General features: G+C 42.4%; 1 protein-coding gene. It reads left to right on the top strand.

Annotated features, from left to right (window positions below; genetic code table 11):
- Positions 1 to 54: 54 nt before the first annotated feature.
- On the top strand, positions 55 to 243 hold a 189-nt coding region (locus A3773_RS18480; protein ID WP_269454520.1), incomplete at its 3' end, for a sigma factor-like helix-turn-helix DNA-binding protein.

The following is a 243-nucleotide window of genomic DNA, read 5'->3' as shown; positions in this document are numbered from 1 at the left end:
CCACAGAAATGGGACGAACCCGTTCATAGTGTAGAAAGCAAACACTTTTGGCGTATTTTCGACACTTGTTTAGAGGCTTTACCGGCTAAATACAGTCGACTTTTTATGATGCGCGAATTTCTAGAGTTGGATACCAATGAGATTTGTGACAACGAAGAGGTGACCGTAAGCAATTTAAACACGACCTTGTTTCGCGCTCGATTACGTTTACGAGAATGTCTTGAAGATAACTGGTTTCAGGGG

This window comes from Neptuniibacter pectenicola, from assembly GCF_001597735.1.
GTDB classification, from domain to species: Bacteria; Pseudomonadota; Gammaproteobacteria; order Pseudomonadales; family Balneatricaceae; genus Neptuniibacter; species Neptuniibacter pectenicola.
The sequence above is the reverse complement of the archived record's forward strand: the minus strand, read 5'-3'. Positions and strand labels throughout refer to the sequence as shown.